At 60.7% G+C, this 25,545-nt stretch carries 24 protein-coding genes and 2 pseudogenes; 4 read left to right on the forward strand and 22 right to left on the reverse strand.

All coding sequences use genetic code 11. The features are described 5' to 3' along the window. Positions 1-15: 15 nt before the first annotated feature. From AAIA72_RS07920 to AAIA72_RS07995, 16 genes and pseudogenes are all read right to left on the reverse strand, one after another. The gene (locus AAIA72_RS07920) at positions 16-447 is read right to left on the reverse strand and encodes a type IV pilin protein (protein ID WP_369602862.1); all 432 of its coding nucleotides are present in this window, start codon (positions 445-447) and stop codon (positions 16-18) included. Further along, the gene (locus AAIA72_RS07925) at positions 447-857 is read right to left on the reverse strand and encodes a hypothetical protein (protein ID WP_369602863.1); all 411 of its coding nucleotides are present in this window, start codon (positions 855-857) and stop codon (positions 447-449) included. The genes AAIA72_RS07920 and AAIA72_RS07925 overlap by 1 nt, the downstream gene beginning before the upstream one ends. Beyond that, the gene (locus AAIA72_RS07930) at positions 854-3,025 is read right to left on the reverse strand and encodes a pilus assembly protein (protein WP_369602864.1); all 2,172 of its coding nucleotides are present in this window, start codon (positions 3,023-3,025) and stop codon (positions 854-856) included. The genes AAIA72_RS07925 and AAIA72_RS07930 overlap by 4 nt, the downstream gene beginning before the upstream one ends. Beyond that, positions 2,992-4,224: a hypothetical protein gene (locus AAIA72_RS07935; RefSeq protein ID WP_369602865.1), complete on the reverse strand. Its 1,233-nt coding sequence runs from the start codon at positions 4,222-4,224 to the stop codon at positions 2,992-2,994. Before AAIA72_RS07935 ends, AAIA72_RS07930 begins: the two co-directional genes overlap by 34 nt. A gap of 104 nt (positions 4,225-4,328) precedes the next feature. Then, positions 4,329-4,979: a hypothetical protein gene (locus AAIA72_RS07940; RefSeq protein ID WP_369602866.1), complete on the reverse strand. Its 651-nt coding sequence runs from the start codon at positions 4,977-4,979 to the stop codon at positions 4,329-4,331. Between the two features lie 27 nt (positions 4,980-5,006). Then, entirely contained in the window at positions 5,007-5,516 is a 510-nt protein-coding gene (locus AAIA72_RS07945; RefSeq protein ID WP_369602867.1) for a PilX N-terminal domain-containing pilus assembly protein, read from the reverse strand. Between the two features lie 3 nt (positions 5,517-5,519). Then, positions 5,520-6,338 (reverse strand): PilW family protein, encoded by an 819-nt coding sequence (locus AAIA72_RS07950; protein WP_369602868.1) that lies wholly within the window; start codon positions 6,336-6,338, stop codon positions 5,520-5,522. Between the two features lie 15 nt (positions 6,339-6,353). Then, positions 6,354-6,869, reverse strand: coding sequence for a type IV pilus modification protein PilV (gene pilV, locus AAIA72_RS07955; RefSeq protein ID WP_369602869.1), 516 nt, complete (start codon positions 6,867-6,869; stop codon positions 6,354-6,356). Beyond that, positions 6,853-7,407, reverse strand: a complete 555-nt coding sequence (locus AAIA72_RS07960) for a GspH/FimT family pseudopilin (RefSeq protein WP_369602870.1) — start codon at positions 7,405-7,407, stop codon at positions 6,853-6,855. The genes pilV and AAIA72_RS07960 overlap by 17 nt, the downstream gene beginning before the upstream one ends. 223 nt (positions 7,408-7,630) lie before the next feature. Then, positions 7,631-8,584 (reverse strand): 4-hydroxy-3-methylbut-2-enyl diphosphate reductase, encoded by a 954-nt coding sequence (gene ispH / locus AAIA72_RS07965; RefSeq protein ID WP_369602871.1) that lies wholly within the window; start codon positions 8,582-8,584, stop codon positions 7,631-7,633. Continuing rightward, entirely contained in the window at positions 8,581-9,024 is a 444-nt protein-coding gene (gene fkpB / locus AAIA72_RS07970) for an FKBP-type peptidyl-prolyl cis-trans isomerase (protein ID WP_369602872.1), read from the reverse strand. Before fkpB ends, ispH begins: the two co-directional genes overlap by 4 nt. Next, positions 9,021-9,530: a signal peptidase II gene (gene lspA, locus AAIA72_RS07975; protein ID WP_369602873.1), complete on the reverse strand. Its 510-nt coding sequence runs from the start codon at positions 9,528-9,530 to the stop codon at positions 9,021-9,023. The genes fkpB and lspA overlap by 4 nt, the downstream gene beginning before the upstream one ends. Then, positions 9,523-12,351, reverse strand: coding sequence for an isoleucine--tRNA ligase (gene ileS / locus AAIA72_RS07980; RefSeq protein ID WP_369602874.1), 2,829 nt, complete (start codon positions 12,349-12,351; stop codon positions 9,523-9,525). The genes lspA and ileS overlap by 8 nt, the downstream gene beginning before the upstream one ends. A gap of 32 nt (positions 12,352-12,383) precedes the next feature. Further along, the gene (gene ribF / locus AAIA72_RS07985) at positions 12,384-13,319 is read right to left on the reverse strand and encodes a bifunctional riboflavin kinase/FAD synthetase (protein ID WP_369602875.1); all 936 of its coding nucleotides are present in this window, start codon (positions 13,317-13,319) and stop codon (positions 12,384-12,386) included. 107 nt (positions 13,320-13,426) lie between these two features. Next, a pseudogene (murJ, locus tag AAIA72_RS07990) lies at positions 13,427-14,887 on the reverse strand (murein biosynthesis integral membrane protein MurJ); the annotation flags it as partial. A gap of 202 nt (positions 14,888-15,089) precedes the next feature. Further along, entirely contained in the window at positions 15,090-16,400 is a 1,311-nt protein-coding gene (locus AAIA72_RS07995) for an ISNCY family transposase (protein WP_369599988.1), read from the reverse strand. Positions 16,401-16,575: 175 nt separating this feature from the next. On the opposite strand from AAIA72_RS07995, the gene rpsT reads away from it, so the two are divergent. Further along, positions 16,576-16,848, forward strand: a complete 273-nt coding sequence (rpsT, locus tag AAIA72_RS08000; protein ID WP_369602876.1) for a 30S ribosomal protein S20 — start codon at positions 16,576-16,578, stop codon at positions 16,846-16,848. A 101-nt stretch (positions 16,849-16,949) separates the two neighbouring features. Here rpsT and proB read toward each other — a convergent pair. The 4 genes and pseudogenes from proB to rplU form a co-directional block, all read right to left on the reverse strand. After that, positions 16,950-18,082: pseudogene (proB, locus tag AAIA72_RS08005) on the reverse strand (glutamate 5-kinase). After that, a complete protein-coding gene (gene cgtA / locus AAIA72_RS08010; protein WP_369602877.1) occupies positions 18,072-19,262 on the reverse strand; it encodes an Obg family GTPase CgtA in 1,191 nt (396 codons plus the stop codon). The pseudogene proB and the gene cgtA overlap by 11 nt, the downstream one beginning before the upstream one ends. A gap of 81 nt (positions 19,263-19,343) precedes the next feature. Then, entirely contained in the window at positions 19,344-19,604 is a 261-nt protein-coding gene (rpmA, locus tag AAIA72_RS08015) for a 50S ribosomal protein L27 (RefSeq protein WP_369602878.1), read from the reverse strand. Between the two features lie 24 nt (positions 19,605-19,628). Further along, positions 19,629-19,940, reverse strand: a complete 312-nt coding sequence (gene rplU, locus AAIA72_RS08020; RefSeq protein ID WP_369602879.1) for a 50S ribosomal protein L21 — start codon at positions 19,938-19,940, stop codon at positions 19,629-19,631. A gap of 224 nt (positions 19,941-20,164) precedes the next feature. Here rplU and AAIA72_RS08025 point away from each other — a divergent pair, with 224 nt between their 5' ends. The 3 genes from AAIA72_RS08025 (at position 20,165) to AAIA72_RS08035 (ending at position 24,152) form a co-directional block, all read left to right on the forward strand. Next, a complete protein-coding gene (locus AAIA72_RS08025) occupies positions 20,165-21,475 on the forward strand; it encodes an ISNCY family transposase (RefSeq protein WP_369599988.1) in 1,311 nt (436 codons plus the stop codon). Positions 21,476-21,632: 157 nt separating this feature from the next. Further along, on the forward strand, positions 21,633-22,601 hold the full coding sequence (gene ispB / locus AAIA72_RS08030) for an octaprenyl diphosphate synthase (RefSeq protein WP_369602880.1): 969 nt from the start codon (positions 21,633-21,635) through the stop codon (positions 22,599-22,601). Between the two features lie 9 nt (positions 22,602-22,610). After that, positions 22,611-24,152: a wax ester/triacylglycerol synthase family O-acyltransferase gene (locus AAIA72_RS08035; protein WP_369602881.1), complete on the forward strand. Its 1,542-nt coding sequence runs from the start codon at positions 22,611-22,613 to the stop codon at positions 24,150-24,152. A gap of 6 nt (positions 24,153-24,158) precedes the next feature. On the opposite strand, the gene amrA is transcribed toward AAIA72_RS08035, so the two are convergent. Then, complete coding sequence (amrA, locus tag AAIA72_RS08040) at positions 24,159-24,737, reverse strand: AmmeMemoRadiSam system protein A (protein ID WP_369602882.1); 579 nt, start codon at positions 24,735-24,737, stop codon at positions 24,159-24,161. Then, positions 24,706-25,503, reverse strand: coding sequence for an AmmeMemoRadiSam system protein B (amrB, locus tag AAIA72_RS08045; protein ID WP_369602883.1), 798 nt, complete (start codon positions 25,501-25,503; stop codon positions 24,706-24,708). Before amrB ends, amrA begins: the two co-directional genes overlap by 32 nt. Between the last annotated feature and the right edge of the window lie 42 nt (positions 25,504-25,545).

Below are 25,545 nucleotides of genomic sequence, written 5' to 3' on the forward strand. Positions count from 1 at the left end.
TCAGGTCGCCATGGGTTACCAGCAGTCGCCCGTACCAGTCGCCCGCCTGAAACCCGTATGATCCAGAATCAGCGTGCCACAGGGATCGCCCGCCTGAGCGCCCTGGGGGATGGCCCGTATCTCGAACGATGATTTGTCCGCCACCGTGATCTGAAGCTCATACCAGGTCGTGGCGCTGCTGTCGCGGGGTACCTTGCTGAAGCCAAACACCTCGTTTTTCGGCGGCCCGGGCGGGCCGCTCTGGGCACTGTCCGCATAGCTCAGCGTCCGGGAGCGGTATGCCTCGAGCGCGCGCGCCAGTTCCAGCAAGGCAGATTGAGCCTCCGCACGATGAGCCCGGCGCACATACCCGGTATACATGGGGACGGCAATAGCCGCCAGAATGCCCGCAATGACGAGCACGACCATGAGCTCGACGAGCGTAAAACCGCGCACCCGACCGGTCATCAATGCACCTCCCGCCAGGAGTAACGGGTGTTGGACCAGGGATTGTTCTTCTCCGTGATCAGGTCCACGCCACCCTTCGACGTGCCGGTGTACTTGAACTCACGCGGGTTGTCCGTGTTATAGGTTGTCGGATCCTCCAGCATGGCCGGCGGTGTGGGAATACCGCCATCCTTGGGCTGGAATCCGCTGACGTACACGTCACCCTTGCCATCCCCGTCAATATCCACCAGATCCTCCGGGTTGAAGAGGTTGTCGTCATTGGTATCCACCGGGGTGTAATCCAGACGACCGCCGGTCGCGGCATCAAGCTCCATGACCCAGCCACTGCCTCCGGCTTCGCAGACATCGCCGGAAGGAATCAGGGTGGTGAAGATAACCCGGCCATGGCGCAGAACCGGCGCATGAATCACCCGCTCGCCCTTCTCGGCACCCGAGTCCCCAGATCCAGATACCAGCCCTTGTGGACATTCCAGTCTATCGGGTTCTCAGTGACGATCCGGTATGGCCGCCCGGAAACGGTGAGCGCTTTATCAATCTCCTGCTGAAGCAATTCATTGCGTGTCACGGTATCGGAACCGTTGTCCCACACAGCGTAGAATGTTTGCGGCTGCCCGGTCAGGCTCACATCCTTGTCATCGGTTTCCAGATACTTGCCGGTTCCGAAGAACACCAGTACATCCGAACCCGTTGGCGTGTTGGGATGGCGTCCCACGCGGACACGGGAAGTAACGGGCTGACGCGTACCCGAGGCATCCTTTGCCACGAACAGCGGGGCGGGCTGACCAAAGGACTTGTACGCAAAATCCCAGTCCTTTTCATCCGCCGAGGACACATCCACCTTCCAGAGATTGCCGAACAGGTCCCCCGCATAGATGGCATCGGCAATCATGTCGCCGTCCGTATCCACCACCATCGGGGCCGCCAGGCCGTTGGGGCGGCTTGCCCCCAGCGGATCCGCGGACATGCCCTGCCCGGTGTCGAACTTGCGGATCAGCTTGCCGGTTTCCGCCTCCATAACATACAGCACCGCATTGCCGGTACTGCTCACATGGTCGTCCGGCGCCGTATTGTTGTATCCGTTGCCGAACACGACAGCCCACTTGCCGTTGTGCAGGCGAACCACGGACGCCTCGCCATAGCTGTAGCCCATGTCCGGATCGTCACTGTCATCAAAGCGCCATTTCACCAGTTTGCCCGCATTGGCTTCGGAAAAGGCCAGATCAGAGCGATCCAGACCATCCGGATCACTGATGTCGAGCCCGTAGAACACCTGCCCCCCTTTGCCCAGGCCGGCCACCAGCAGCGTGTGCCACTTCTTGTCCGCAGTGAAGAAGGCATCGCCGTAAGTGACCTTGCCATCCACGAAATACTGGTGCTGATACCCCGGCCTGGCCAGATCCTGCAACCGGTCAAAGACCGTGGGCGGTACAAAGGCCAGGCGCTCCTGCCCGCCCGTGGCGTCCGCCGTTGCCGCCACGGCATGCAGCATGCCATCGTTGGCGCCGAAATAGAGCATGGGCGTGCGATCCTTGACGGCCGCCTGATAAGCGCTGTACGTCTCTGCGTCCGACTGATTCTCGGGTGAACCGGCTGGCCAGACATCCGGATAAAAGAACGCCGGCGCGCCGACAAACAGCGGGTCACTGTGGACAATGTCACCCAGGAGACTGGCCCGCTCGCGGAACAGATAGGTGGCACCGTTCTGACCGGACTCTTCGGAGGTGTCGCCGCGGAAATACGCCACCAGGGCCTTCCCATAGGCGTCGCTGCCGGAGGTCACGCCCGTGACCAGCTTTGCGGCAAGGGCCGCGTCCGGTTCCGTGGTCAGGGGTGACGCCGGATCCGAAGGCCATGCAAAGGACACGCCTTTTTCGTTGTCCAGGCGCTGTGTGATGACATTCCGGCTGGCCGGCTTGTCACGGAACTGGGCATCAATCTTGTCTGCCGCATCCCAGATGGCCGCATCCAGAGAACCGTCGGCCTTGACCGGGAACGCCTTGAGCTGCCCCGTCCAGTTGGCGGCATCAAAGAGTGCACGGAAAAGCAGCGATCCGGTTGTCAGTTCGCCCGCATTCACGGTCACGGACGCCGAAGAACCGCCCCGGGCCAGAATCTCGTCAAAGGCTTTCTCAAGCTGCGGTCCCAGGTTCAGGGCATTGGTCACCGGGAAGTAATTGTCCGGATTGCCGTCACCATCCGCATCCCACTCGGCAGCCTCCGGAATACCGTTCTTGTTCTCGTCCTGAAAACCGCCCCACTTGGCCGCATACCACAGCGGATTCTTCAGCAGCGTGGCGCCGGTGGTGAAGCCGGGGGCAAAGGTACGGGTATCCGTCAGCCCAAGCAAGCTCTCGCCCCGGTCCTCCCCGGCCCAGACACCCGCAGGTGTATCGAGGAAGTATTTGATATCTCCACCGTTTCTATCCTTGACCACCAGATAGATGCCATCCCGGCTCGTACCGGAAATGACATACCCCATATGCTGGTCGATGCTGCCTGCGGCGTACAACGATTCGACCTTCACCTCCACCTTGTCATCAGAGGTCAGGGTATAGCTATATCTGGCAATGGCATCCATGTCATGGTCCCCCCCTCTTCCACGTCTTCAAAGTTGATCAGGAAGGAGCCGGAGGTTGCGGACAGGGATTCCACATAGAAGTCCACAATCTGGTTTGTCGGTTCATTCTCCGTATACGGTGTGGTTGTCCGGTTCTTGGTTGTACCGACCGATTTCGCAAAGGGTACCAGTGTCACAAAGCGTCCGTTTCTCAAAGGAATCTTGATCGTTGGCAACGGGGACGACAGCGCCACGGCAAAGGTCTGCACGTTCTGGGTTCCGGCTGCCCCCTGATGCACATCATTCATGAAGCCCCAGTAGGCCAGACTGGCGGCATAATAGCTGCCCATCTTGGTGGGTTCTTCGGGAGCCAGTCCCCGGATGCGGCCAAGGCTGTCCACCTGCTTGGGCGAAGGGGTGCTGTCTTTCTCGGATACGCCGCTGGACAGTTTGCTCTCGCCGATAAAGTGCTTGCCCGGTACATCGGGCTCATGTTGAGTAATGTCGTCACCCAGTTTTTTAACATCAAGGCTCGCAGGCATGTCGCCGGTAAAAAATACACCGGAAGAATCTTTAAACGCACTCCCCGGAACACGGTCGGAATCATAGGAAGGATTGATGTCGCTGATCACAATCTGGAAGGGCTTGGCACAATGGGGATAGCCTCCGGCCCGGGTATCATAGGGATCGATCCACGTGTCCGAGAGATCCGGCAAACCCAGACTCTTGTCCAGTGGCCGGGTACCTGCCACAAAATCGGCGGTGGGCGTTTTCTTGCCCGCAAAATAACGCAGGGCTTCATACATCATTTCCGCAACGGGGTTGCCCCACATATTGCAATAGCCGTTTTCCAGGGGCTTGGTCACCCAGCTCCATCCACATTTGTAATACCATACGTCTTTGCCTTGATTGTTCTTGTATATAAAGTTAACAATCCGCAGCGCATCCAGCGTGCTCACGATGCCCGATGTGCCGGAAAACTGCCCCGTAACCGGGTTTACTTCATTGGCAAAGGATTCGACATTCTTGCGCAGGATGCCTCCCTGCAGATTGTTGTCATTGCTGCCCGTCAGCAGCCCGAAGCGCATGCGGTCATCTTCACCGTACTGATGCAGAATGCCGGTTGGCTTGGCAGTGCCGGAGGGATACACCTTGCAGTTGGGTTCGAGCAGCCCGGTCTTGCACACCTCCACCCGCACCACAAGATCCTCGGGCGTCACGTCACAAGACCCGTGCTGTGCGCTTGATCCCAGTGTCGCACACTCAGATCCTGCGACCGGTCGTTCCTTGGACAACCACTCCCACACCTTGAACCCTGTATTTTTCATGATGCGAAGGAGGGGCTCGCCCCATCCGACAATGTGGTGTTGGCAAACAGATGGCGTTTGCCGCCGACCGGCAGATCCAGAGGGGAATAGTCACGAATGTCGTAGCCATCAGCCTGAATACTGTCATAGCTCTTGCCCCAGCTATGGGCGTCCTGGGGAATGAAGGCCCGCTCAAGGACGGTCAGATCCTTGGTGTCCGCGCTGCGATAGCCGCCATAGAACACTTTTCTCAGTGCATCCATGCGGGAAGTGGTCAGGTAGTTGAGAAAGTCCCCGCTCCACTCCCCTGCCGGGCCGCCGGCACAGGTCTTGTCACGGCTGGCCACTTGCGCCGGTGTCTTGACCGATTTCGGGACGAAACGTTTAAGGCCCGAATCATAGTCATAACAGGCATAGCTGTTGAAATAGCCGAAGTAGTCAATTTCATCCGGCTTGTACCCGGTATCCACCTGACCGTCATCATTCAGATCCGAAGCGTCGTTATAGGCCTCGTAGTAGAGCTTGTGATCCCGGCTCATGGTGAGCATTACCAGAGGCGGGGCAGACTGCGCCACAAACAGGGGCGCATCCGCCAGTGTCAGATTGCCCGCCGTGGCCAGTCCGGTCCAGCCCGCCACCAGCAGTGATACCAGCCAGCGTTTGATCATGTGCCTCACCTTGCGTCTCCTCCCTGATCAGGGTGCATTGTTCTGTTGTTTCTTGATGAACCGGCTTTGCACGTAGACCAGTGCGCCACCCGGGCCTTCCGCCCGGGCGGTTGTCCGGTAAGCGGTGTATTTCGGCTTGATGTACCCCAGGCCAAGATCGGTGACGGCCGTATTGGGTTCATTTTTCAGAACCGTTCCCGGCTCAATGATGTAGTACGCCGTTGCGCCACTTTGAAACGTCACGACGCCCTTTCCCGCCCAGGCACCCGAAGGCAGTGTCCGCCACCAGCCGGGCGTGGCAAGCGTCCCGTCATAAGCAGACAGGCCCGTGACATCCTTGCTCCCCAGCATTTCAGCCTCCGACCGGGCCAGCGCACTTTCTCCTGCACCCATGGCCTGCCGCCGGTCCAGGGCATTGGCCGTGATGCGTGTATCAACCGTGGTGACCGCCAGCGTGACTGTCCCGACCAGGGTCAGCACCGCCAGCATCACCAGTGCCACGATCAGCACTGCACCGCGTTGCGAAGCATCTCTCATGACTCAGACTCCCGGATTGCGGTTACGCAGGCTGACTACCTGCTGAAGCACATGCCGTACATGTCCGTCCCCCGGGTCCGTGACCGTGCTGCCCAGCAGGTCGAACCCCGTCGAGCGCGACATGGCACCGGCGCGGTTCTGTGAGACGGCCAGCAGGGCAAACCGGGCACCCGCGACATTGGCCCAGTCGAGCCCCGATCCGGCTTCCACATACTGTGCCGAAGCGCCGCCGGTGGCATAGAGCACCTGGAATCCCTCGATACCCGAAATCAGGGGGACAGTCACCTGACTGACCTGGGCCCCGATCACACCGGTATTCAGATTCAGCGCGTACACCGTGGCTTCACACATGAGCACCGGCTCGGTTTCGGTACTGCCTGCCGACGTATCAGGGGGGCGAACATAAAAGTGCTCGACCACGAGCTGATTGTCGGCAGGCGTGCTGCCGGCACAGGTCTGAACCGACCCGTCCGCACTGCCGGTGAAGCGTACCCAGAGTTCATCGGTACCCGGCTCGATACCCGTTGCCGTCACATTGTTCTTGCCCGCCAGCACTGCCTCCTCGGCAAACCCGCCGTGGGCACGGAAACGCCGCATGGCGTCCACACTGTCCCAGTAACCGGCCTGATGCAGGTGACTGGCGAGCAGATACTCGGCAGCCCGGAGGTTCCCGGACACCTCGGACTTGGCCGAAACGGACTGATAAGTCTGCTTGCCGCTCAGAAAAACCTGAATGGCACCGCCGATAAGAAACAGCCCCAGCAGCAGCGCCACCATCAGTTCAACCAGAGAAACGCCACGCTGGCGCGACATCATTTTCATGGGGGACTCCTTGTCTCAGTGCAAACGGAAGGCAGTGAAATAGCACCCGGTCTGATCATGGTCCGCGCCGGTGCACGTGGGTGCGGTGTAGGGGGTTTCACCGGTCGCATTCCAGGTCACCGCGATCTGATAGCCGTCGGTACCGTTCCAGGTAAGGGTGGCATCGGCCTGGGGCAGCGCGCTGGCGAGTGCCTGACCGAATTGCCACAGATGGTAGGTTCGCCAGTCATTGGCATCACAGGCGCTGGCCGTACAATCCTTGGTGGTGGAAGGCAGCACGCTGACCGCAAACTTGCCTGGCGCCGCCGGGTCATCCCAGGCCGCAATGGCTTCGTAGAGGGTACTGATGGCCGCCTGTGCCTGTGACTGCTGCACCAGTTCACTGCTGGCACGCAAACCCCGTACCTGCATCCAGGCATACCCCAGCATGCCCACCGCCAGCACCAGCAGCGCCACCAGCACTTCGATCAGCGTGATTCCCCGTTGTCTGCCCCCATTGCGGCAGAACGCCATATCATGAGCAGTCTGCATCACCCGCACCTCCTGTGCGCACCTGTCCCGTTGTGGTCTCAATGATCAGCGCCCGTGGTGCCACCTGATTGTCCGGGTCGCAGATGGAAATGACATGCCGGGTCAGCGGTGTACCCCCGTAGGTGCTGACGCCGGTCGGTGTATAGCGGAAGAAGGTGCGCGGTGTCGCAGTGCTGTCTGCCGGGCGCACGCGGATACTGACCTGACGACGACCGCCCTCCCTGCGAATCAGCGTGCCTGGCTGTGTGGTGTCATCGGTCTTGCCGTCTTCGTAAACGATCCAGCCCGAGGCAAAGTCGGCTGTGGCCAGGCAACTGCCGCCATCGGCAGACGCGCAGAGGCTGACGGCCTTGTTGCGCGAAACCGCCTCGGCTCGGGCCTGAAGCAACCCGTTGAGCAGGACATCACGCGCGGCATCCAGTCGCTGATTGCGGGTGAAGGTATTGTAGGCGGGCACGGCAAAGCCCACGAGGATGGCGAGCACAGCCAGTGTCACCATCAGTTCGACGAGCGTAAAACCATTGGGGCGAGTCCGCATGAACACTCCTTGTAAATGCTGTCATCCTATTGCACGGCCTCTGTCTGTCCACGGACAGGCAGTGAGAGCCATGTGATCAGATGTTGCCGGTTTGACATGCAATCTTCCCTGACCGCCCGCTCATCCGTGACGCGGACGTCACTATATCGTCAAATCCGGTCATATTCCAGTCATCCATGACCATTATTGACGCTGATTCACACTTTGAACGGCCATTCACCGTTCAGTCGGCATTCTCCAGCGGAATGCGCAGTTCCCTGGGCATGCTGAAGACAATGTTCTCTTCCCTGCCTTCCAGGTTAACCGGCGCTTCCGCACCCAGGGTCTGTAACCGCTCCACCACTTGCCGCACCAGCACTTCCGGTGCCGAGGCACCCGCGGTGATCCCAATGGCCTGCACACCGTCCAGCCATGCCGGATCGATTTCTCCGGCGTTGTCGATCAGATGGGCCTGCGCGCCACAACGCTCTGCCAGCTCCCGCAGCCGGTTGGAGTTCGAACTGTTCGGCGAGCCCACTACCAGCACCAGGTCGCACTCGCGCGCCAGTGCCTTGACCGCATCCTGCCGGTTCTGGGTGGCATAGCAGATATCGTCCTTGCGCGGGCCCTGAATGTCGGGAAAGCGCTTGCGCAAGGCATCAATCACCCGGGCGGTGTCATCAACCGACAGGGTGGTTTGCGTGACATACGCCAGCTTTTCCGGCCGGCGCACGTTCAGCCGTTCCACATCCTCCACATCTTCCACCAGATAAATGGCGCCACCGGCCGAGGTGTCAAACTGCCCCATGGTACCTTCCACCTCCGGGTGTCCCGCATGGCCGATGAGAATGCATTCGTAGCCATCACGACTGTACCGGGCCACCTCGAGATGCACCTTGGTCACGAGCGGACAGGTCGCATCAAAGACGGCCAGTCCCCGTCGTTCGGCTTCTTCGCGCACCGCCCGCGAAACCCCGTGGGCACTGAAAATGACCCGCTGCCCATCCGGCACCTGATCCAGTTCGTCCACAAACACCGCGCCCCGCTCCCGCAGGTTCTCCACCACAAAACGGTTGTGCACCACCTCATGACGCACGTAAACCGGCGGCCCGAACAGGTCAAGCGCCCGATTGACTATGTCAATGGCGCGGTCGACGCCTGCACAGAATCCTCTGGGATTGGCCAGCAGCAGTTTCATGATACGGCCTCCACGGCAATCACCTGGATTTCGAAATCCAGCGTGCGGCCGGCAAGCGGATGGTTGAAATCCACCACCACCTCATCACCGTCCACGGCAGAGATCACACCTGGCACCTCACCATGCCGGGCATCGGCAAAGGACATGACCAGTCCCTTTTCCAGGGCCACATCGGCCGGAAAGTCCGAGCGACTGAAGGTCTGGACATTGTTCGGATTGGGCATGCCGAAGGCCTTCTCCGGCGGCACCTGTACCCGCTTGCGTTCACCGGCACGCATGCCGCGCACATAACTCTCGAAGCCTTCGGGCAGGTTGCCGTCGCCGAACTCGAAGACTGCCGGCTTGCGCTCGAAGGTGCTGTCCACCACCTCGCCGTTCTCCAGACGCAGGGCAAAGTGCAGGGTCACACGCGTCCCTTCTCCGGCATACAGGTCACTCATGAATTCTCTCCGTCGGTCTGTGGTGCAGGTTTGCGGAACACATCCAGGGCAATCATGGCCGCCCCGATGCTGATGGCCGTGTCAGCGATGTTGAACGCCGGGAAGTGATGGTCCCCCACATACAGGTGAATAAAGTCCACCACATAGCCCAGCAATACCCGGTCATACAGATTGCCCAGCGCCCCCCCGAGGACAAGGGCAAGCGCCACGGCCATCCAGCGATCATTGCGGGGCAGTCTGGCCAGCCAGACGATCAGTATGGCACTGATCACCAGTGCCAGGATCACGAAAAACCAGCGCTGCCAGCCACTTTCACCGGCCAGGAAGCTGAACGCCGCACCTGTATTGTGCAGCAGCGTCAGGTTGAAAAACGGCATGACCGGAACCGGTTCGCCATATACCAGCGCCTGACTGGCCCACTGCTTGGTGAGCCAGTCAAGTACAAACACGCCGACGGAGAGCAGCAGCCAGTGCAGCATGCCCCGCGATCCGCCCCGGTCAGACATAGAGGCGAACCTCTCCGTCACCCTCGATGTTGCTCACGCAACGACTGCACAGGTCACCGTGGCCTTCCAGGGTGCCCACTTCGGGACGCTGATGCCAGCAACGGGGACACTTCTTGTGCGGAGACGGTGCCACGCTGACTTTCAGACCCGCCACGGAAGTCTCCTCGGCCGCGCCGCCTTCTGCCAGCGGCCGGAGCTCCGCATCGCTGGTAATGAACACAAAGCGGAGTTCCTCGCCGAGCGGCCTCAGCAAGGCATCCAGGGCATCGTCCACATACAGCGTTACGGTGGCAGTCAGGCTGCCCTTGATCACACCGGCCTTGCGGGCGTCCTCGATGGCCTTGTTCACCACCTCCTTGACCTTCAGCACGCGGAGCCAGTAATCACGACCCATGTCCGTGTCTTCCGGCAGTCTGGCAAGGGACTCATACCAGGTTTCCAGGAAGACGCTCTCGCTGCGCCGGCCCGGCATGCACTGCCAGATCTCGTCAGCCGTGAAGCTGAGGATGGGGGCAATCCAGCGTACCAGGGCCTCGGCAATGTGATACATCGCCGTCTGGGCGGAACGACGTGCCACACTGTCGGGAGGCGTGGTGTACTGACGATCCTTGATGATATCCAGATAGAAGCCACCCAGATCAATGACACAGAAATGATGCACCTTCTGATACACCTGCAGGAAACTGTACTGATCATAGGCCTGACGGATCTCATCCTGCAGTTCGGCCGCACGATCCACGATCCAGCGATCCAGCGCGATCATCCTTTCCGGTGCCACCATGTGCTGGTCCGGATCGAAGCCATTCAGGTTGGCCAGCAGGAAGCGGGCCGTATTGCGGATTCGGCGGTAAGCATCGGCGGTGCGGGCGAGGATGTCATCGGAAACGGTCATCTCGCCGCTGTAGTCGGTGGCAGCCACCCAGAGCCGCAGAACATCGGCACCGAGCTTGTCCATGACCTCCTGCGGCGCGACCACGTTGCCCACGGACTTGGACATCTTGCGGCCCTGTCCGTCCACCGTGAACCCATGTGTCAGTACCTGCCGGTAGGGGGCAGCATCCTTGATGGCAATGCCGGTTTTCAGAGAGGACTGGAACCAGCCGCGATGCTGGTCGGAACCTTCCAGGTACAGATCCGCGGGATAACGTCCCAGTTCCGGCCGGGGTTCCAGAACGGCAAAATGGGTGACGCCCGAGTCGAACCAGACATCCAGCGTGTCAGTCACCTTGACGTACTGGTCGGCCTCGTCGCCCAGCAGTTCCTTCGGATCCAGCTTCCACCAGGCCTCCATGCCCTCCTTTTCGACACGCCGTGCCACTTCCTCGATCAGGCGCGGAGTATCCGGATGCAGCGCCTGTGTTTCCTTGTGCACGAAGAATGCGATGGGCACACCCCAGGTCCGCTGGCGCGAAATGCACCAGTCCGGGCTCTGCTCCAGCATGGCCTCGATCCGGTTCTGTCCCCATGACGGCACCCACTTCACGCCCTTGACCGCTTCAAGTGCCCTGGCCTTGAGGCCGGCCTTGTCCATGCTGATGAACCACTGAGGCGTGGCCCGGAAAATGAGCGGTGTCTTGGTGCGCCAGCAATGCGGGTAACTGTGGCGGAAACTCTTCTTGTAAACCAGACGACCACGCTCGGCCAGCACCGCGATGACCTTCTCATCCACCTTGTACACATGCTCGCCGGCAAAAAGCTCCACATCCGGTCGGAAAACGCCGTCATCCTGAACATAGTTCAGCGTGCCGAGCCCATACTTCTGCCCTGCCACAAAGTCTTCCACACCGTGATCGGGCGCCGTGTGCACCGCACCGGTACCGGCTTCAGTGGTGACGTGATCACCGAGAATGACAGGCACCGTACGGTTGTAGAAAGGATGCTCCAGTGTCAGATGTTCCAGCGCCTGCCCCTTGCAACGCGCCAGCACACGGTAGTTGTCCAGACCGTAACGGGCCATGACGTCCACATGCATGGCATCTGCCAGGATCATCCGTTCACGGCCAAGCTCGGACTCCACTTCCACCAGGGCATAATCCAGCCCGGCATTCAGCGCCACTGCCTGGTTGGCAGGCAGTGTCCAGGGAGTGGTCGTCCAGATGACCACCGACACCGGCACCCGGTCGTCTTCGGGCGCCTCAAACCCCATGCGCTGGTAGAGTTCCCGGGGCTCCGCCACGGGAAAGCGCACATCAATGGCAATGGAGGTCTTTTCCTGGTACTCCACTTCCGCTTCCGCCAACGCCGAGCCACCGACCACACTCCAGTAAACCGGCTTGAAGCCGCGATGCAGGTGTCCGTTTTCGGCAATCTTGCCCAGTGCACGGATGATATCCGCCTCGAAGCGATAGTCCATGGTCAGATAGGGGTTGTCCCAGTCACCCTGGACCCCCAGCCGGATGAAGTCCTTGCGCTGCTCGTTGACCTGCGCCATGGCAAATTCCCGGCACGCCTTGCGGAATTCCTCGAAAGGCACCTTGACGCCGGCCTTGCCGATCTTCTTCTCCACGGCATGCTCGATGGGCAGACCATGGCAGTCCCAGCCCGGCACGTAGGGGGCATCAAAGCCTTCCAGCGTCCGGGACTTGATAATGATGTCCTTGAGGATCTTGTTGACCGCATGACCGATGTGAATCTTGCCGTTGGCATAGGGCGGGCCGTCATGCAGGATGAATTTGGGACGGCCGGCACTCACCTCGCGGATTTTCTGATAGAGGTTCATGGACTGCCAGCGCGCCAGCATTTCCGGCTCGCGTTTGGGCAGGTTGCCGCGCATCGGAAAATCGGTTTCCGGAAGGTTCAGCGTATGTTTGTAGTCGGTCATGGTCCCGTTCCGCCTCGAAGGCTCATCATCTGTCAGTTGGAATGTTTTGAAAACCAGTCGTGTGCCCAGGCGATGTCAGCGTGAATGGCTGCCTGCAGCGCCTGAACCGAATCAAACGTGTGTTCATCGCGAATCTTACACCAAAAACGGGTCTCGAGGCGCCGGCCGTACAAATCACCGGAAAACCCGAACAGATGGACTTCCAGCTGCTGACGGACACCGGACACCGTGGGGCGCTTCCCCACATTGGCAACGCCCTGCCAGATCCGGTCGCCTGCCCGGGCCTCGACCACATACACACCGCGCAGCGGACTCCGTCGCCGCGCAAGGGCCACATTGGCCGTCGGCACGTCCAGTGTCCGGCCGAGCTTGCGTCCGTGCATCACCTTGCCGGCAATGGTATAGGGACGTCCGAGCAGCCTTTCGGCCGTCCCGAAATCCCCTGCAGCCAGCGCGTCCCGGACACGGGTGCTGCTCACGCGCGCCCCCTCAACCAGTACCGTGGGGGTGGCTTCCACCGTAAAGCCACGCAACGCACCTTCGTGCGCCAGCATGGCAAAGTCACCCGAACGGTCGCAGCCGAAGCGAAAATCATCGCCGACCACCAGGTGACGAACCCCCAGGCCCCTCACCAGCACACGTTCGATAAAGGTGAGCGCCGACATGTCGCGCAGACGGCGATTGAACTGAAGGCACACCACCTGATCCACGCCCAGTGCACGCAGCGCCTCCACCTTGTCACGAAAACGCATCAGTCGCGCGGGCGCAGCGTCCGGCGCAAAGAACTCCAGTGGCTGGGGCTCGAAAACCATGACACAGGCCGGCAACCCCAGCTCGCGGGCCCGCTCACAGACGCGCTGCACGATGGCCTGATGCCCCCGGTGCACCCCGTCAAAGTTGCCGATGGTCGCCACACAGCGCTGTGCATGGTTGCCCGGCAGATTGTGAACCCCTCGAATGATTCGCATGCCCGCTCACTCAAAAGCGGAAAGTATAAAGTAAAGCCAGTTGCAACCCAAATCCCGTCATCCTGCAGTCTTGCTCCCTGCCGGACGCAGGTGCCGGATGCGCAATCCCGAAGCCCAGAGTGCAAGCGCATAGACCAGTACCCCCCCACGCACACGGCGAGTACGTTCAGCGCGCCCGACAGCCCGTACGTATTGCCATCGAACTGCCACAGGTGTCGGGTCAGCCACAACCAGGCACCGAGACATCCGTTGCTGATCACGAGCCACGCCATCCAGCGTTGCCACTTGCCATCCGTCTCCACCAGCCCCTCCCTTCTCAACCCCCTCCAGAGCAACCCGGCATTGAGAAAGGCGGACAGAGTGGTCGCCAGTGCCAGCCCGGCATGTGCCAACGGAACAATGAGCGCCAGATTGAAGACCATGTTGGCGACCATGGCGATCACACCGATACGCACCGGGGTACGGGTATCCTTGCGGGCATAGTATCCGGGTGCCAGCACCTTGATCATCATGAAAGCCAGCAGCCCCAGGGCGTAACCCCGCAAGCTCTGTGCAGCCTGGGTGACATCATGGGCGGTCATCTCGCCACGCATGAAGATCACTGCGATCAACGGCTCGGCCAGCACCACCAGCGCTACCGCGGCCGGCAACCCGACCAGCAGTACGAGACGAATCCCCCAATTCAGGGCGGAGCTGAATTCACCGGGCGCGGCGCGTGCCCAGCTCTTCGACAGCGAGGGCAGCACCACCGTCCCCAGCGCCACGCCAAAGACCCCGAGCGGCAGCTCGGCCAGCCTGTCGGAATAATACAGCCAGGAGACACTACCCGTCACCAGCAGCGAAGCCAGTATGGTATCCAGCATCAGATTGATCTGACTGACGGAAACCCCGAACAGGGCGGGCGCCATGAGCCTGAGTATCTGCCTGACGCCTTCATGCCGGAAATTCAGTCGGGGCCGGGGCAAGGCATGAATGCGCGCCATGAAGGGGAGCTGAAACGCAAGCTGCAGAATACCCGCAGCCAGTACACCCCAGGCTAACGCATAAACCGGCGGATCCAGCAGCGGAGACAGCCCCAGCGCTGCGCCGATCAGCGCAAGATTGAGCAGCACCGGGGTAAAGGCCGGCACGGCAAAGTAGCCCCAGGTGTTCAGCACCGCACCACAGAACGCCGTCATGCTGATCAGAAGAAGATAGGGAAACGTGAGCCGCAGCATGTCGGTGACCATCTGAAGCTTGACCGGTTCATCATGAAACCCCGGCGCAAAGACCAGCGCAATCACCCCCGCCCCCGCGATGGCCAGCACCGTGATGCCCAGCAGTACCGTGGCCAGGGTGCCGGAAACGGCGGCAATCAGCTCCCGGGTTGCATCAGCATCCCGCCGGGTATGATACTCAGCAAGCACCGGAACAAACGCCTGGGAGAACGCGCCCTCCGCGAACAGGCGGCGGAGAAAGTTGGGGATCTTGAAGGCAACGTAAAAGGCATCCGCACCGGCAGTGGCCCCGAAGAGCGCAGCAAACACCATGTCCCGAATGAGTCCCAGCACACGGGAAATCATGGTCATGCTGCTGACCACAGCGCCCGAACGCAAAAGCCCCTTTCTCTGTTCTCCACGCCGCTCACCCGGTATCATGTTGGTTCTGCCGTGAGGGCGCATCCTAGCACGACCCGGACGCTGCGCCTATATTTCCGAAAACCGTTGTCAACCCAATTCTAAAATGTCCCCTTTTTACCAAAGCTAAAGTGTCCCCTTTGGGTATCCTGTTTCAGGAGGTTACCGACTGCCTGCCGGAGGCCGCTTTACCAACCGGAGAACGTCGCCATGGATGGTCCGGCGCGGGCTTTCTGCCTGAGGATGCCTTTTGTCTGGCTCTCGCCTTGTCGACACGTTGGTGGAGGCTTTTCTCGTCATCCAAAGGGACCGGGGGCTCGCCTTCGCTCAGGATTTGCCAATCCAGTTGATGCCCTTTGTGGAGCACCGTCACATGGCCATCCTGTGCTTCACAGATGGTGATCCGGGCGCCCCGGAGCCGATAGCCCTTTCCATAGCCGGTGAGCTGGTATTCCCGGTTCCTGAACTGAAAGGTCAGGTTCTTTGAGAGCTTTCGGTGGTTGTGCAGGCACAGGATGAGCGCCAGCTCCTCTGGTGTGTGCAGAACGGGGCGGTGAGCATCCGTGGCGTTCTGGGCGGGTTTGGCAAAGCGTGCGTTGAAATCGCGCATAAAGCCCGGCAGCCAGGCATTGGCGGTCTCAATGTCCGAGATGCCCGCAAGACGCAACTCCTTGACGAGGCGGTCCTGAAGCGTCTGGTTGGCACGCTCGACACGCCCCTTGGCCTGAGGGGTATTGGCATGAATGGGCTCGATATCCAGCGTTTTGAGAGCCCGGGTGAACTGGGTCAGCTCACCTTCGCGCTCGGGTTGGTTTACCCGGAAGATGCTGTGCTTGTCGGAATACAAAGCAGCGGGGCGGCCGTGCTCGGCCAGATAGCCTTGCAGTGTCTGCAGGTAAGCCCAGGTGGTCTCGGCCGGGGCGAAGCGTAATGCCATCAGTTCACTGGTGGCGTCATCAATGAACACGATCAGGGTGCAGCGCGGGCCGCGCCCTTCAAACCAGTCATGTGGTGAGCCGTCAATCTGAATCAGCTCGCCGCGACAGGGCCGTCTGGGACGTCGCTGGTGAATCCGGGCGGCCTTGCGTTTTCCGGGTTTCCAGAGTCCGTCAGCGATCATCCACTGTCGGAGGGTCTCGGCTGACAGCTTGTATCCATGCAGTGCGGTGAGTTTTTCACAGGCAAGCGTTGGTCCGAAATCAGGGTAGCGTGTGCGAACCAGAGAGAGTACTTCCTTGCGCACGGCCCCGGGAATTGCATTGCCCGGGCGTTTACCGAGATGGCCGGAAACCAGTCCTGACGGCCCCTTCTGACGAAAGCGGGCGACCAGACGCTTAACTTGCCGGACACTCAGCCCAAGCTGCCGGGCAGCTTCCTGTTGCCGAAGCTGTTTTGCGGTCACCTGCTGAATGATTGCCAGCCGATCGATCGCTTTTTGCGTCATTGCAATGGTCTCCTCTGCCATTGCCCCCTCCTGTATCCCAAAAGGGGACATTTTAGAATTGCGAGAAGGGGACATTACAGCTTTGGGCTAACATATTTCCGAAAACCGTTTGACATTTGAACGAAAAACGGGCATATTTCCGCGTCATTTCTTCACGGCTTCCATGCAATTTATCAGGATTTGAGGAGTTTCAACGGTGGCAAATTCACCTTCTGCGAAAAAACGGGCTCGTCAGCAGGTCAAGCGCCGCGCTCACAACATGAGCCTGCGTTCCATGGTTCGTACCTACATCAAGAAAGTCATCAAGCTGGCGGACGCGGGCGATTACGAAGGCGCTACCGCTGCATTCAAACAGGCTCAACCGATCATTGATTCCATGGTCAACAAGGGCATCTTCAGCAAGAACAAGGCTGCCCGCACCAAGAGCCGCCTGAATGCCCGCATCAAGGCGCTGAAAGACGCAGCCTGACCTGCCTGGTTATTCCGGACATAAAAAATCCCCGCCATGGCGGGGATTTTTTATGTCCGGACAAGCCTCAAGAAGCCGGGAGGTTGCAAACCGCCCCGGCTTCAGGCGTCCAGCACCACCAGATTGTCCCGGTGAATGAGCTCGGGCTCATTCATGTAACCCAGCACCGACGCAATCTCTGATGAAGACCGGCGCACAATGCGCGCGGCGTCCTCGGCATCGTAATTGACCAATCCCTTGGCCACGACCCGACCATCCGGCGCCACACACTCGACCAGCTCACCTTGGCGGAAGCGCCCTTCAACACGGGTCACGCCTACCGGTAGCAGGCTCCGGCCATGGCTGCAGAGCACACGCGCCGCCCCCTCGTCCAGATGCACCCGCCCCCGCACCTGGAGCTGACTGGCAATCCACTGCTTGCGCGCTGCCCAGCGCTCCTTGTCCGGGCGCAACAGCGTTCCCAGCGACTCGCCCTGCCTGAGCTTCACGAGCACATCCGGAATGCGCCCCCCACGATCACCGTGGAGGCGCCCGAGCGCGCCGCCAGCCTGGCCGCACGGATCTTGGTGATCATGCCGCCACGCCCCAGCGCACCACCGCCACCGGCCATGGCGTCCAGCCGGGGATCACTGGCCTGCGCTTCGGGAATCAGCCTGGCATCGGCATGCTCACGCGGATTGCGATCATAAAGACCGTCCTGATCGGTCAGCAGAATCAGGGCATCTGCCTCGGTGACGTTGGCAACCAGTGCCCCCAGTGTGTCATTGTCGCCAAACCGGATTTCGTCGGTGACCACCGTGTCGTTTTCATTGACAACCGGCACTACGCCCAGCTCCACCAGTGTGCGCAAGGTATTGCGCGCGTTGAGATAGCGCTTCCTGTCGGACAGATCTTCGTGCGTCAGCAGCACCTGAGCGGTGTGCACACCATGCGTCTGAAAGGCATGCTCCCAGGCCTGCACCAGCCCCATCTGCCCCACGGCGGCTGCCGCCTGCAGCTCCGAAAGACGCTTGGGACGCTCCGGCCAGCCCAGGCGCACCATGCCTTCGGCAACCGCGCCGGAAGAAACCAGTATCAGCTCCACTCCCTGATGCCTGAGCGACATCAGCTGCGCCACCCAGTCCGCCAGCGCCTGCCGGTCCAGACCGCGCCCTTCCGCCGTCAGCAGAGCGCTGCCGATCTTGACAACCCAGCGTTTGCCACGTGAAAGCATGGCGCGCGCCTCACCGGACATAGAAGACCTCAATGCCATCTTCGTCGTCATCGTCATCATCACGCTGGCGCTCTGCCTGCTTGCGGGCACGCCACGCTTCGCGCTGAGCATCAATCTGCTCCCGCACCTGCGTCTCCATTTCATTCCGGAAAGCCTTTTCGGACTCGGCAAAGGCCTCATCTTCCAGAAGGCGCTGACGGTAGTCCTCGATCCAGCTCATGATATCCTGACACAGACGCTCAGTACCTTCGCCGCTGAGTGCGCTGATGGTATACACCGGCCCTTCCCATCCCAGGGCATCGATAATCCGCTGCGTTTCAGCCTCTGCCCGATCACCCAGCAGGTCCGCCTTGTTGATGACCAGCCAGCGTGGCAACCGGGCCAGATGATCACTGAACCGCTCCAGCTCACCCTCGATGACACGAATAGCCTCCACCGGATCCTTCCCGTCCGCGGGTGCCACATCGACGATATGGAGCAGCAGGCGCGTCCGCACCAGATGCTTGAGGAAGCGGATACCCAATCCCGCACCTTCAGCCGCACCTTCAATCAGCCCCGGTATGTCCGCAATGACAAAACTGCGGTGTGCCTGAATGCGCACCACACCCAGATTGGGAACCAGCGTGGTGAACGGGTAATCGGCCACCTTGGGACGCGCAGCGGATACCGCGCGAATGAACGTGGACTTGCCGGCATTGGGCAGACCGAGCAACCCCACATCGGCGAGCAGTTTCAGCTCGAGCCGGAGATTGCGCTTCTCTCCCGGACTGCCGGGCTTGGTCTGCCGTGGCGCCCGGTTGACACTGGACTTGTAGCGGGTATTGCCGAGACCGCGGATACCGCCCTTGGCCACGACCAGACGCTGCCCGGGTTCGGTCAGATCACCCAGCACCTCATCCAGATCTGCATCAATGACCGTGGTCCCGACGGGCACCTTGAGCACCAGATCATTGCCATTGCGACCGGCGCAGTTCTTGCCCTGCCCGTTTTCACCGTTTTCCGCCTTGAACTTGCGCTGATAACGGTAGTCGATCAGCGTGTTCATGGAGTCGTCCGCTTCCAGGATTACCGAACCGCCATGACCGCCGTCACCGCCATCCGGCCCACCCTTGGGCACATACTTTTCCCGACGAAAACTGAGGCAGCCGTTGCCGCCTTTGCCCGCCTCGACAAAGATTGTGGCTTCATCGACAAATTTCATCGTACTACTCCCGGTTTTCGTCGTAAATCAAAACAAAAAAAGCCCCGCCTCGCGGAGCTTTTTCAAGTACCCGGGTCCGGATCAGTTCGCCGCGACGATGCTGACCGTCTTGCGCTTGGCAGGACCCTTGACTTCAAACTTCACATAACCGTCAGCCTTGGCAAACAGCGTGTGATCACGACCACAACCCACGTTCTCACCCGGGTGGAAGCGCGTGCCGCGCTGACGCACGATAATGCTGCCCGCCTTGACCAGCTGGCCGCCGAAACGCTTCACACCAAGGCGTTTACTTTCGGAATCGCGGCCGTTACGGGAACTACCTGCAGCTTTTTTATGTGCCATTGCTCTCTCCTTCCAGTTCTCTGATTAACCGGCAATTCCGGTGATGCGCACTTCGGTATACCACTGACGGTGGCCCTGGCGCTTCATGTGATGCTTCCGGCGACGGAACTTGATGATGTTGATCTTCTTGTGGCGGCCATGGGCAACCACTTCAGCCGTGACCTTTGCGCCTTCCAGTACAGGCGTACCCAGCTTGACGTCTTCGCCGTCAGCGATCATCAGCACCTTGTCAAACTCGACGGTAGAGCCGGTTTCCGCCTCGATCTTCTCCAGCTTGATGCGCTCGCCTTCGCGCACACGGTGCTGCTTGCCACCACTTACAATTACAGCGTACATATCAGAATGTCTCCAACGCTTGAACTCTTGCCTCTTGCCGACCCGCGCCTGCTTCAATGGGAAGCGCTCTGGCAACCCTTTGGCAGGGGGCATTACGCGGGCGCGATATTGTATGCGACCTGATCAGAAATGGCAAATACCTTTGGCTCTGCTGTTAGCCCAAAGCTGTAATGTCCCCTTCTCGCAATTCTAAAATGTCCCCTTTTGGGATACAGGAGGGGGCAATGGCAGAGGAGACCATTGCAATGACGCAAAAAGCGATCGATCGGCTGGCAATCATTCAGCAGGTGACCGCAAAACAGCTTCGGCAACAGGAAGCTGCCCGGCAGCTTGGGCTGAGTGTCCGGCAAGTTAAGCGTCTGGTCGCCCGCTTTCGTCAGAAGGGGCCGTCAGGACTGGTTTCCGGCCATCTCGGTAAACGCCCGGGCAATGCAATTCCCGGGGCCGTGCGCAAGGAAGTACTCTCTCTGGTTCGCACACGCTACCCTGATTTCGGACCAACGCTTGCCTGTGAAAAACTCACCGCACTGCATGGATACAAGCTGTCAGCCGAGACCCTCCGACAGTGGATGATCGCTGACGGACTCTGGAAACCCGGAAAACGCAAGGCCGCCCGGATTCACCAGCGACGTCCCAGACGGCCCTGTCGCGGCGAGCTGATTCAGATTGACGGCTCACCACATGACTGGTTTGAAGGGCGCGGCCCGCGCTGCACCCTGATCGTGTTCATTGATGACGCCACCAGTGAACTGATGGCATTACGCTTCGCCCCGGCCGAGACCACCTGGGCTTACCTGCAGACACTGCAAGGCTATCTGGCCGAGCACGGCCGCCCCGCTGCTTTGTATTCCGACAAGCACAGCATCTTCCGGGTAAACCAACCCGAGCGCGAAGGTGAGCTGACCCAGTTCACCCGGGCTCTCAAAACGCTGGATATCGAGCCCATTCATGCCAATACCCCTCAGGCCAAGGGGCGTGTCGAGCGTGCCAACCAGACGCTTCAGGACCGCCTCGTCAAGGAGTTGCGTCTTGCGGGCATCTCGGACATTGAGACCGCCAATGCCTGGCTGCCGGGCTTTATGCGCGATTTCAACGCACGCTTTGCCAAACCCGCCCAGAACGCCACGGATGCTCACCGCCCCGTTCTGCACACACCAGAGGAGCTGGCGCTCATCCTGTGCCTGCACAACCACCGAAAGCTCTCAAAGAACCTGACCTTTCAGTTCAGGAACCGGGAATACCAGCTCACCGGCTATGGAAAGGGCTATCGGCTCCGGGGCGCCCGGATCACCATCTGTGAAGCACAGGATGGCCATGTGACGGTGCTCCACAAAGGGCATCAACTGGATTGGCAAATCCTGAGCGAAGGCGAGCCCCCGGTCCCTTTGGATGACGAGAAAAGCCTCCACCAACGTGTCGACAAGGCGAGAGCCAGACAAAAGGCATCCTCAGGCAGAAAGCCCGCGCCGGACCATCCATGGCGACGTTCTCCGGTTGGTAAAGCGGCCTCCGGCAGGCAGTCGGTAACCTCCTGAAACAGGATACCCAAAGGGGACACTTTAGCTTTGGTAAAAAGGGGACATTTTAGAATTGGGTTGACAATACCTTTGGCTCTGCGCGACCATATCTTGACCTCCCTTGCCGGAACCCCTAGCATGCGGCCATCTCTTTGCGTTCAGCGACAGGATCCGCATGCAGTTTCATTCCATCTTCGCTCCGGTACGCGACGACTTTGATCGCGTCAACGTGCTGATTCAGGAACAGCTGTTCAGCAACGTACCTCTGGTTGAAAAGATCGGCCACTACATCATCGACGCCGGCGGCAAGCGGCTGCGCCCCCTGCTGGTCCTGCTGACCGCACAGGCACTCCGGTGCACCCATCCGGACAGGCTCAGGCTGGCCGCGGTCATCGAGTTCCTGCATACCGCAACCCTGCTCCATGATGACGTGGTGGACACCTCCGACATGCGGCGCGGGCGAAGCACCGCCAATGCCAAGTGGGGCAACGCACCCAGCGTGCTGGTCGGAGACTTCCTGTATTCCCGCGCCTTCCAGATGATGGTGGACATGGGCAGCATGCCGGTCATGGCCATTCTCGCGGAGGCCACCAACATTATCGCAGAAGGCGAAGTGCTGCAGCTGACCAACGTCCGCAACCCGGATATCTCGGACGAGCAGTACATGGACGTGATCATGCGCAAGACCGCCATGCTCTTCCAGGCCGCCTCCCACTCCGCTGCGGCCCTGGCCGGCGCGGATACCGAGACCGAAATTGCCTGCAGGGATTTCGGCCTGCACCTGGGCATCGCCTTTCAGCTGATCGACGACGTGCTGGACTACGAAGGTGACGCAACAACCCTGGGCAAGAACGTGGGTGACGACCTGGCCGAGGGCAAGCCCACACTGCCTCTGCTGTATGCCATGCGTCATGGCTCCGAGGCAGACAGCAAGCTGGTTCGCCAGGCCATTCGCAACGGCGGGGCCGACATGCTGGAAGAGGTGATTGCCGCGGTCCGGCGTACGGGTGCACTGGATCACACCCGGAGGCTGGCGGAAGACTATGCCAACCGGGCCCGGGCCGATATCCGGCGGCTGCCGGAAAGCCCCGCACGGGACGCGCTGAATGGCCTGGCCATCCTGGCAGTCAACCGACAGGTGTAGGCACACATCATGGAACAGCTTTCGGAACTGGACGCCTCATTTCTCTATCTGGAAACAGAATCCTGCCCGATGCACACGGGTGGCATCTACCTTTTCGAGACGCCCGAAGACGGACATCCGCTGGACTGGGAGTCCCTGCGTGCCCATGTGGCGGACCGCATTCAGGCGACACGCCGCTTCCGGCAACGCATCGTCGAGGTACCGCTGAATCTGGATCACCCGTACTGGGTGGATGATCCCGAATTTGATCTGGATCGTCATCTGCTGCATCTGACACTGGATGAGCCGGTGACCGCGGACACGCTGCGTCCACTGGCGGAGGAGCGTCAGAGCCGCTGTCTGGAGCGCGACAAACCGCTCTGGGACATGGTCTTTGTCGACAGCCGTCACCCGGATTCACGCCATACCGGCCTGATCGTCCGCACCCACCAGGCCATCATCAACGGCGCCACGGGTGAAGAGCTGATGACCTGGCTGCTGGATTTTACCCCGCACCCCTCCCGCAAGCCGCGCAAGCTGCCCTGGCAGCCGCGACCGCTGCCTTCCCGGGTGCGTCTGCTGGGTCAGGCCTATGGCAACGCCCTGACAACGCCGGTGCGTCTGGCAGGCATGGCACGCGACGCCATGGCGTCCGCTTTCTACACGGTGCTGATGCAGCGCCTCAGAAATCTGCCCCTGCCCATCAGGCTGTTCAGTGCGCCGGAGACGCCGTTCAACCAGCCCGTCTCGCCGGCGCGGAAATTGTACGACACCACCTTGCCCCTGGATCGCCTCAAGGCCATCAAGAAACGTCTGGCCCCGGCCAACCTGAACGATGTGCTGCTGGCACTGGTTGCCGAAGTGGTTCGCGACGAGTTGCTGGAGAAGGGCGCGCTGCCTCAGCAGCCTCTGACTGCCATGTCCCCCGTATCCGTGCGCAGCAAGCGAATCGAAAGCCCTACGGGCAGTCAGCTGTCGGCCATGGTTGTCAGTCTGGACACCCATATCGCGGATCCGGCGCACCGGGTGCTGAGCATTCATGCCAATGCAGAAGCCTCGCGCATCTACAGCCAGGCGGTCGCCGCAGCCCGGCTGACGCATCTGGTGCCTGCCGCCCTCCTGGGGCTCGCCGCGCGGGTCTACAGCGAGTTCCAGCTTGCACAGAAGCACCGCCCGCTGTTCAATCTGCCGGTCACCAACATTCCCGGCCCGCGTACCCCACTCTACCTGCTCGGACACCGGCTGGTGAAGCAGATCGCCTGCGCGCCCCTGTATGACGGGCTGGCCTGCTCATTCGTCTTCGTCAGTGATGCCTCTCAGGTCACGCTGTCAGTGACGCTGTGCCCTGACGTCGTCACCTTCTCCAAGCCCCTGGATCATCGTGTGGCCGAGGCACTGTCCCGGCTCGAAACCGCCGCCGAACATGCCGACGTGGAAGCACTGCGCGCCATTGTGGCAGAGGAACAGGCCAAAGCCGCCTCCTCGGGCTGGATAGAGGATCTGAGCCGGTTATTCAACAACCTGTTCAGCCCGGACACACTCAAGCGGTTGTACCGGCGAGACGCCCGGTAAGGGTCTTCACGTCCGGTTAGCCGCAGCAAGCCAGGCCTTCTGCGTGCCATAGATCTGCACCTGCATGTCCGGCGCCCAGAAGTCTTCCGGCAACCCGGCCTTGCGCTTGAGATGGGCGAGAAACTCAGCCGGATCAGGCAACTGTGCCCAGACATCCGGCAGGAAGGTGGCACGATGCCCGCGCCACGACAGGATCACACCATCCTTGCCGGGCTGCAGACGCTGCCTGAGCTCGGCTTCGCCGGAGACAGGCAGCGGCCTGGGGGGCGTCAGCACGCTGACCTCCACGTCCACATCCCGCCATTCGGCTGCACTCAGGGGCGGGAACCGGGGGTCGCGAAAGGCTGCCGCCCGCGCATTCTCCCAGACATCCTCCCACAAGGGCCGCCAGGCCTGAAGCGAGCCGATACAGCCTCGCAGATTCCCGCTCCGGGTCAGCGTCACGAAGGACGCACCCGGCTCGTGCAGCCGCCCGTCTTCAGGCAACTCTACCGGCCCTTCCTGACCAGACAGTGCCGCCTCAATGGATCGCGCGGCCAGCCAGCACAAACGCTCAAGCTGTTCTGAAGAAAGCAAAGGCGCCATAGCCCACCACCCTTGACGGATCTCCCGCCGTATCTCCCGAATTTTTCACCATCAGCGTCTCGGCCTGCCAGCCCTGCTTGCGGGCATAGGCCAGCAGCCCGTTGAGTGCATAGCAACCACAGGCATCCTCGCCAGTCAGTTTCGGCTGCAGCGATTCGATCATCCGGGCGCTGCGCAGGTCACGAACGCGGGCCGCATCATACTCATGATAGTGGCTCAGGTCCGAACTGACGATGATCAGGGTTTCCTCGTCAGGCGCTGCCAGTTCCAGTGCCTGCACCACATACTCGGGGGGTGTTTCTCCCACCACAATGGGCACCAGACGGAACGAGGGCAGAACCGTCTGAAGGAAGGGCAGCTGAACTTCCAGGCAGTGCTCGTATTGATGGGGCAGATCATGAGCCAGAACGGCAGGACATTCCTGATGGAGTCTCTCGCAGGTTGCCTGGTCAATGGGCACGACCCCCAGCGGCGTCCTGAAGCCCTGCGTCGTCGGCACCGCCATGCCACGCAGCGCCACCCGGTGACTGGGGCCCAGCAGAATGATCCGGTGGATGTCCCCGGCCCAGGGCAGGATGCCATGATAGGCCTCGGCCGCAATGGGCCCGGAATAGCGCAGCCCCGCATGCGGTACCACCAACGCCTCGGGACGCCGGGTCAGTACCGTTCGTGCATTGTCCAGATACTGCCGGACGGTACGCTGCAACCGCGCCGGCTCGGACTCGTAGAACACCCCGCTGACTGCGGGTTCTCGTATGGCGTGCATGGCTGTCCCCTCCTGTGACATTGCATTACAGTGAGGGCCAGC

The organism is Thermohahella caldifontis (genome assembly GCF_041153465.1).
GTDB lineage: Bacteria > Pseudomonadota > Gammaproteobacteria > Pseudomonadales > Oleiphilaceae > Thermohahella > Thermohahella caldifontis.

What these genes read in the sequence shown, in the direction of transcription:
- AAIA72_RS07920 (WP_369602862.1), bottom strand. Translation starts at nt 447, where the DNA reads ATGACCGGTCGGGTGCGCGGTTTTACGCTCGTCGAGCTCATGGTCGTG.
- AAIA72_RS07930 (WP_369602864.1), bottom strand. Translation starts at nt 3,025, where the DNA reads ATGGATGCCATTGCCAGATATAGCTATACCCTGACCTCTGATGACAAG.
- AAIA72_RS07940 (WP_369602866.1), bottom strand. Translation starts at nt 4,979, where the DNA reads ATGATCAAACGCTGGCTGGTATCACTGCTGGTGGCGGGCTGGACCGGA.
- AAIA72_RS07945 (WP_369602867.1), bottom strand. Translation starts at nt 5,516, where the DNA reads ATGAGAGATGCTTCGCAACGCGGTGCAGTGCTGATCGTGGCACTGGTG.
- AAIA72_RS07950 (WP_369602868.1), bottom strand. Translation starts at nt 6,338, where the DNA reads ATGAAAATGATGTCGCGCCAGCGTGGCGTTTCTCTGGTTGAACTGATG.
- pilV (WP_369602869.1), bottom strand. Translation starts at nt 6,869, where the DNA reads ATGCAGACTGCTCATGATATGGCGTTCTGCCGCAATGGGGGCAGACAA.
- AAIA72_RS07960 (WP_369602870.1), bottom strand. Translation starts at nt 7,407, where the DNA reads ATGCGGACTCGCCCCAATGGTTTTACGCTCGTCGAACTGATGGTGACA.
- ispH (WP_369602871.1), bottom strand. Translation starts at nt 8,584, where the DNA reads ATGAAACTGCTGCTGGCCAATCCCAGAGGATTCTGTGCAGGCGTCGAC.
- fkpB (WP_369602872.1), bottom strand. Translation starts at nt 9,024, where the DNA reads ATGAGTGACCTGTATGCCGGAGAAGGGACGCGTGTGACCCTGCACTTT.
- lspA (WP_369602873.1), bottom strand. Translation starts at nt 9,530, where the DNA reads ATGTCTGACCGGGGCGGATCGCGGGGCATGCTGCACTGGCTGCTGCTC.
- ileS (WP_369602874.1), bottom strand. Translation starts at nt 12,351, where the DNA reads ATGACCGACTACAAACATACGCTGAACCTTCCGGAAACCGATTTTCCG.
- ribF (WP_369602875.1), bottom strand. Translation starts at nt 13,319, where the DNA reads ATGCGAATCATTCGAGGGGTTCACAATCTGCCGGGCAACCATGCACAG.
- AAIA72_RS07995 (WP_369599988.1), bottom strand. Translation starts at nt 16,400, where the DNA reads ATGGCAGAGGAGACCATTGCAATGACGCAAAAAGCGATCGATCGGCTG.
- cgtA (WP_369602877.1), bottom strand. Translation starts at nt 19,262, where the DNA reads ATGAAATTTGTCGATGAAGCCACAATCTTTGTCGAGGCGGGCAAAGGC.
- rpmA (WP_369602878.1), bottom strand. Translation starts at nt 19,604, where the DNA reads ATGGCACATAAAAAAGCTGCAGGTAGTTCCCGTAACGGCCGCGATTCC.
- rplU (WP_369602879.1), bottom strand. Translation starts at nt 19,940, where the DNA reads ATGTACGCTGTAATTGTAAGTGGTGGCAAGCAGCACCGTGTGCGCGAA.
- AAIA72_RS08025 (WP_369599988.1), top strand. Translation starts at nt 20,165, where the DNA reads ATGGCAGAGGAGACCATTGCAATGACGCAAAAAGCGATCGATCGGCTG.
- ispB (WP_369602880.1), top strand. Translation starts at nt 21,633, where the DNA reads ATGCAGTTTCATTCCATCTTCGCTCCGGTACGCGACGACTTTGATCGC.
- AAIA72_RS08035 (WP_369602881.1), top strand. Translation starts at nt 22,611, where the DNA reads ATGGAACAGCTTTCGGAACTGGACGCCTCATTTCTCTATCTGGAAACA.
- amrA (WP_369602882.1), bottom strand. Translation starts at nt 24,737, where the DNA reads ATGGCGCCTTTGCTTTCTTCAGAACAGCTTGAGCGTTTGTGCTGGCTG.
- amrB (WP_369602883.1), bottom strand. Translation starts at nt 25,503, where the DNA reads ATGCACGCCATACGAGAACCCGCAGTCAGCGGGGTGTTCTACGAGTCC.